Raw genomic sequence first — 5,810 nt, forward strand, 5'->3', positions numbered from 1 at the left:
CCCGTAAAGGGGACGCCGCATCCGTAAGGCGGCAAAGCCGCCAACGGCTGCGCAGTGACCGCCGCTACAGACGCAATTGGTTTGTACGTTTTATCGGCACTTTGTACGAACTGGAAGTGCCTTCCCGAGATTGCCACGGGCGCAAAGCGCCCTCGCAATGACAAATCTGGAGGCCTTATGCATTCCACGCTCCATGATCCATTCTACACTTGCCCACCCCGCTTGACCCGGATCATAAGGATCCAGCACAGGCTGGACAGACGGTTGAGGGCCCTGACGAGATCGGGGCGGGCGAGGGTGCCGTCCGGCCGGGAAAAGGCATGGCAGGCCAGCAGCTCCGTCTGCCGCACGGCGGTGCGCAGGCGGTTGAGCCGCAGCAGGATGGGCGGATCGTCCGGTGCGGGGAGAAAGTGCGGCTGGCCCTCCTCGCGCTCCGGATGGTGGCTGTGCTCGCGCAGACCGTCGTCGTCCAGCCCGAGGAAGCGGACGGCCTGCACCGGCTCGTCCAGCACGTCGGCGCGGATGAGGCTGCGGACGAAGTCCAGCATGGCGCAGAGCGTCTGGCGCAGCGGGCCGTCCGCCGCCTGCGCGCACAGCAGCAGCTCGGCCTCCAGCGTGTCGATGCCGCCGCGGAAGGCGATGCGCGGGTGCGTCTTCGGTACGAGAATATTGCCGCGCAGGTGGGTCATGTGCTCCGGCTTTTCGGCAAATGCTGCGCCGTCCGGCGTGCGGTAGGCGGCGGGGGGCGTTTCGGCATGCGGCACGACCGTCACGCCCTCCTGCCGGAGCCAGTCGCGCGCCGCCGGGGTCAGGCGGCTGCCCTCCGGCAGGTAGAACACGCGCCGCCCGTCCCGCACACGCAGCCCCGCGCGGACGGCCTCCTCGGTATAGAGCATCAGGCCGGGGCCGCGTCGCGGCCGTGGGGCAGGATGCCGTCGACCTCGGTGTGCGGGCGCGGGATGACGTGGACGGAGATGAGCTCGCCGATCTTCTCGGCGGCTGCCGCGCCTGCATCCGTGGCGGCCTTGACCGCGCCGACGTCGCCGCGCACCATGACGGTGACGAGGCCGCCGCCGACCTGCTCCTTGCCGACGAGCTGGACGTTCGCGGCCTTCACCATGGCGTCCGCGGCTTCAATGGCGGCGACAAGGCCGCGCGTTTCGACCATTCCAAGGGCATTCGTGTTGACATTCATTGCTGGTTCCTCCGTTTATCGTAGTTTTTTCAGGATCTCCTCGGTCAGGCGCGCGATGAGCGCGCTGTCCGGCTCGGGCTGATCGGGCGTTTCGGGCTGCGGCTCGGGCTTTTCGCTCCCCCACGCCACGCGGCGGAGGTTGATGAGGTCGAGCGGGCCGATGTTATTGGACGACGAGCTGCCGCCCACCGCGCCGCAGCCGAGCGTGAGCGCAGGGAACAGGGCCGTCTCCGCGCCGATGCCGCCGAGCGACGCGGGCACATTGACGAGAAAGCGCGAAACGGGCACGGTCAGCGCGAAGCGGCGGACGACGGCCTCGTCCTTTGCGTGCAGGACGAACGTGTGGCCCGCACCCTCGCCCGCCAGCACCTCGCAGATGCGGCGGAGGATGGTGTCCTCGTCCTCCTCGACGAAAAATGCCAGAATGGGGCAGAGCTTCTCGCGGGAATAGGGCCGCGCCGGCCCGGCCTCCGTCTCGTTTGCCAGCAGCACGGGCGTGGACTCCGGCACGGTCACGCCCGCCATGCGCGCCACGGCACAGGCCGTCCTGCCGACGACCTTCGGATTGATCGTGCCGTCCGGGCGGAGCAGCAGCCGCGCCACGCGCCCGGCCTCCTCCGTGTTCAGGAAATAGCAGCCCTGCTTCCGGAATTCCTCGCGGACACGGGCCTCGCAGCAGCGCTCGACGATGACGCTCTGCTCCGAGGCGCAGACCGTGCCGTTGTCGAACGTCTTCGAGCGGAGAATGTCCCGCACGGCGCGGGGGATGTCGGCCGAGCGGTGGATATAGGCCGGGCCGTTGCCTGCGCCGACGCCGATGGCGGGCTTGCCGGACGAATAGGCTGCGCGGACCATGGCCCCGCCGCCCGTGGCGAGGATGAGACGCACCTGCGGGGCGTGCAGCAGCTCCTGCACGGCGTCCAGGGACGGCATCGTCAGGCAGGAGATCGCGCCCTTCGGGCACCCGGCGGCCTCGGCGGCCTCCGCCATGAGGCGGGCGGCGTGGAGCGTGCAGCGCACGGCGTGCGGATGGGGCGAGAAGACGATGGGACTGCCCGCCTTCAGGGCGATGAGGGATTTGTAGATCACGGTGGACGTCGGGTTCGTCGAGGGCACGATGCCCGCAATGACGCCGACAGGCACGCCGACGTCCCAGACGCGCCGCTCGTCGTCCCGCCGCAGGATGCCGACGGTGCGCAGGCCCCGGATGGCCCCGAACACGCGGACGGCGGCGAAGCGGTTCTTCTCCGTCTTGTCGCGCTCATTGCCGAAGCCCGTTTCGGCGCAGGCCTCCCGCGCCAGCTCCGCCGCGTGCAGGGCGCCCGCGCGGGACAGCGCCTCCGTGATGCGGTCAAGGCCGCTCTGGTCCAGCTTCTGCAGGCCCTCGAAGGCCAGCTGCGCCTGCTGCGCCAGCAGGCGGACCTCCTGCCGGGCGCGCAGATCGCGGTCAAATTCCATGGTCGTTCCTCCTTGTTCCTTCTGCTTCCAGCGGCCGGGCCGCCGCCTCGCAGACCGCCTCGGCAAAGGCGGTGCAGGCGGCAAGGCAGGCCGAGCGGGTGCCGGTGAGCAGGGCTCCGGCAAAGTTCGTTTCGGTGGGCGGGGCATAAAATTCCGCAAGCTCCACGCCTGCGGCCTTCAGGGCAGCGTCCAGCCCCAGCAGGGCCGGGACGGGCGGCGCGATGAGATAGGCCAGCGGCTGCCCCGCGGGGATGTGGGCCGCGCGGGACAGGTACGTCCCCGTGCGCGCGGCGCAGTGGGCAAGGTAGAAAACGCCGTTTTCCGCCTCGCGGAAGCGCGGCCCGTTCTGCAGGAAGGCCAGCGCGGCGGCAAGGCCGCTGCGGGCATCGGCGGGCGTCGGCCCCGCAAGAATGCCGACGACCTCGCCCGTCAGGGGCGTGGGCGCGTTCCCTGCCCCGGCGTAGAGGCTGCGGCCGTAGACGACGGAGACGTTCGCGGCCTTCGTCGCCTCGTCCAGCGCGAGGTAGGTGACGTCGTCGCAGTCCGTCGCCAGCAGCGCGATCGAATTCTGACCGGGATCGAGCGAAAGTGCGCGGGAAAGGCCGGGGCTGACATTTGCGATCGTGCGGGCGCACAGGACCCGCACGGGGACGGGAGCGCCGGTCATGCGCCGTCCTCCCGCAGGCCGATGCCGGAGGCCTTTTGCGCCAGAATGCGGCCGATGAGCGAGGCGATGTGCGCCCCGGCCTCCACGGCGGACACGCCCTGCCGGTGGATGTTCGACACGACGGTGCGGCAGGACTCCGCAATGCCCGTGTGCGGGCGGTAGGTCAGGTAGGCAGACATGGACTCATTCGTCACAAGGCCGGGCCGCTCGCCGACGAGCAGGCAGATGACCTCACAGTCCGTCAGGTCGCCGATGTGGTCGCCCGCGCCGACGCGGCAGAACTGGATGAACGGGACGGGGCCAAGCTCAATGCCCTGCGCCTGCAGGCCCTGCCGGATGGCGGCGCAGCAGTCCGGGGCGTTGGCCTGCACGGCCGCGGACGACAGACCGTCGCCGACGGCCAGCACGACGCGCTGCCCGGCCAGCAGGTCGCGCAGGACGGCCTGATTTTTTTCGTCAAAGCGGCGGCCGAGGTCCGGGCGGGTCAGATATTCGTCCTTGCTTTTGCACATGGTCTGCACAAAGGGATAGTGATTTTCCTCCCAGAAGCGCTCCGGCACGAGGGAGAAGACGCTGTCCTGCGCGGCGGCGTGGTCGGCGCGGAAGCGCAGCAGCGAGGCCGTGGGGTAGCGCGCGCCGCAGCGGCCGAGGCCGAGGCGGGCGGGGGTCTTTGCCTTGAGGGCGCGGAATTCCGCGCCGTGGGCCGCGTTCGGAACGAGGTACTGCGCCCGCAGGTCGACCGTTGTGAGGTCGGGCAGCACGCCGCCGTCCGGCGGGGTCTCGGTCTCCGCGCCCTTGACGGGCGGCGGGGACGGGGGCGTTTGCGCGGGAGCAAGCTCGCGCAGCATCTGCGCCACGATGGCCTTGAGTTCTTCGCGATCCATGCCGCGCCTCCTTTACAGCAGCGCCGAGCCGTCTCCGGCCCGCGCGGTGAGTTTGCCGTTCTCCACGAAGCCCATGCGCTCGAGCCAGCGCTGGAACGGCGCGATGGCCGTCAGGCCGAACAGCTCGCGCAGGGCGGCCGTCTCGCGGAAGCCGGTCGTCTGGTAGTTCAGCATGACGTCGTCGCCGTGGGGGATGCCCATGAAGTAGTTGCAGCCCGCCGCCGTCAGCAGGACGGCGAGCTTTTCGATGTCGTTCTGGTCGGCCTTCATGTGGTTCGTGTAGCAGGCGTCGCAGCCCATGGGGATGCCGGAGAGCTTGCCCATGAAGTGGTCCTCCAGCCCGGCGCGCAGGACCTGCCGCGCGTCATAGAGGTACTCCGGGCCGATGAAGCCGACGACGGTGTTGACGAGGAAGGGCGAAAAATGCCGCGCGAAGCCGTAGCAGCGGGCCTCCATCGTCACCTGATCCGTGCCGAAATGCGCCTCGGACGACAGCTCCGAGCCCTGCCCCGTCTCGAAATACAGCACGTTCGGCCCCTCGGCCGTGCCCTGCGTCAGCGCCAGCTGCCGCGCCTGCTCGATGGTGGCCGCGTCGAAGCCGAAGGCGGTGTTGCCCTTCTGCGAGCCTGCGATGGACTGGAAAATGAGGTCGGCGGGCGCGCCGGACTCGATGGCGCGCATCTGCGTCGTCACATGGGCCAGCACGCAGATCTGCGTGGGGATGCCGTGGCGGCGGCGCACCTCGTCAAAGCGCGTCAGCACGCGGCGGACGCTCTCGGCCGTGTCGCCCGAGGGGTTCAGGCCGATGACGGCGTCGCCCGCGCCGAAGCTCAGGCCCTCGAGCAGGGAGGCGAGGATGCCGTCGACATCGTCCGTCGGGTGGTTCGGCTGCAGGCGGCACGACAGCGTGCCCGGCAGGCCGATGGTCGTGTTGCAGTGGGCCGTGACCGGAATTTTGCGCGCGGCATAGATGAGATCAAGATCGCTCATGAGCTTGCAGACGGCGGCGACCATCTCGCTCGTGAGGCCGCGCGAGGCGCGGCGGAGGTCGGCCGTCGTCGTGGTCTCGCTCAGGATCCACTCACGCAGGTCCGAGACGGTCCAGTTTTGCATCTCCGCATAGATGCGCTCGTTCAGGTCGTCCTGAATGATGCGCGTGACCTCGTCCTGCTCATAGGGCACGGCGGGGTTCTCGCGCAGGTCGCGCAGCAGCAGCTCCGCCAGCACGGCCTTGGCGGCGACGCGCTCCTGCGCGCTCTCGGCGGCCAGCCCGGCGAGCCGGTCGCCGGATTTCGGCTCGTTTGCCTTGGCAAGCACGTCCTTCACATCGCGGAAGGCATAGGTCTTGCCGAACAGCAGCGTCTTCAGCTTCAAATGGTACCCTTCTTTCAAATTCGTTCAGATTCGATCGGAAATATATAAAAAATGGTATAGATATCGACGGTGCGTTGTAGGGGCGGGGCACGCCCCGCCCGCCTGCGCACCAGCGCAATAAACAAGCCGTCAGTAATACGGTGAATGCCGAAGGTTTGTCATTGCGAGGAGGCCAACGGCCGACGTGGCGCCCTGAGCGCGCAGCGCGAGGAAGTGCCCTTGGGGTGCAATC

General features: G+C 69.0%; 6 protein-coding genes. All 6 read right to left on the reverse strand.

Annotated elements, in window-relative coordinates:
- Positions 1-203: 203 nt before the first annotated feature.
- Genes WMO66_RS02895 through WMO66_RS02920 form a run of 6 tightly spaced genes read right to left on the reverse strand, consistent with a single transcriptional unit; the run spans position 204 to position 5,578 of the window.
- Entirely contained in the window at positions 204-896 is a 693-nt protein-coding gene (locus tag WMO66_RS02895; protein ID WP_349134908.1) for a cobalamin adenosyltransferase family protein, read from the reverse strand.
- The gene (gene eutM / locus WMO66_RS02900; RefSeq protein WP_349134909.1) at positions 896-1,195 is read right to left on the reverse strand and encodes an ethanolamine utilization microcompartment protein EutM; all 300 of its coding nucleotides are present in this window, start codon (positions 1,193-1,195) and stop codon (positions 896-898) included. The genes WMO66_RS02895 and eutM overlap by 1 nt, the downstream gene beginning before the upstream one ends.
- A gap of 15 nt (positions 1,196-1,210) precedes the next feature.
- Entirely contained in the window at positions 1,211-2,653 is a 1,443-nt protein-coding gene (locus WMO66_RS02905) for an acetaldehyde dehydrogenase (acetylating) (RefSeq protein WP_349134910.1), read from the reverse strand.
- Entirely contained in the window at positions 2,643-3,320 is a 678-nt protein-coding gene (gene eutL, locus WMO66_RS02910; RefSeq protein WP_349134911.1) for an ethanolamine utilization microcompartment protein EutL, read from the reverse strand. Before eutL ends, WMO66_RS02905 begins: the two co-directional genes overlap by 11 nt.
- On the reverse strand, positions 3,317-4,204 hold the full coding sequence (eutC, locus tag WMO66_RS02915; RefSeq protein ID WP_349134912.1) for an ethanolamine ammonia-lyase subunit EutC: 888 nt from the start codon (positions 4,202-4,204) through the stop codon (positions 3,317-3,319). Before eutC ends, eutL begins: the two co-directional genes overlap by 4 nt.
- A gap of 12 nt (positions 4,205-4,216) precedes the next feature.
- Positions 4,217-5,578 (reverse strand): ethanolamine ammonia-lyase subunit EutB, encoded by a 1,362-nt coding sequence (locus tag WMO66_RS02920; RefSeq protein ID WP_349134913.1) that lies wholly within the window; start codon positions 5,576-5,578, stop codon positions 4,217-4,219.
- Positions 5,579-5,810 lie beyond the last annotated feature (232 nt).

It is taken from the genome of Faecousia intestinalis (genome assembly GCF_040096185.1).
In the GTDB taxonomy this organism is placed as follows: domain Bacteria; phylum Bacillota; class Clostridia; order Oscillospirales; family Oscillospiraceae; genus JAZOXB01.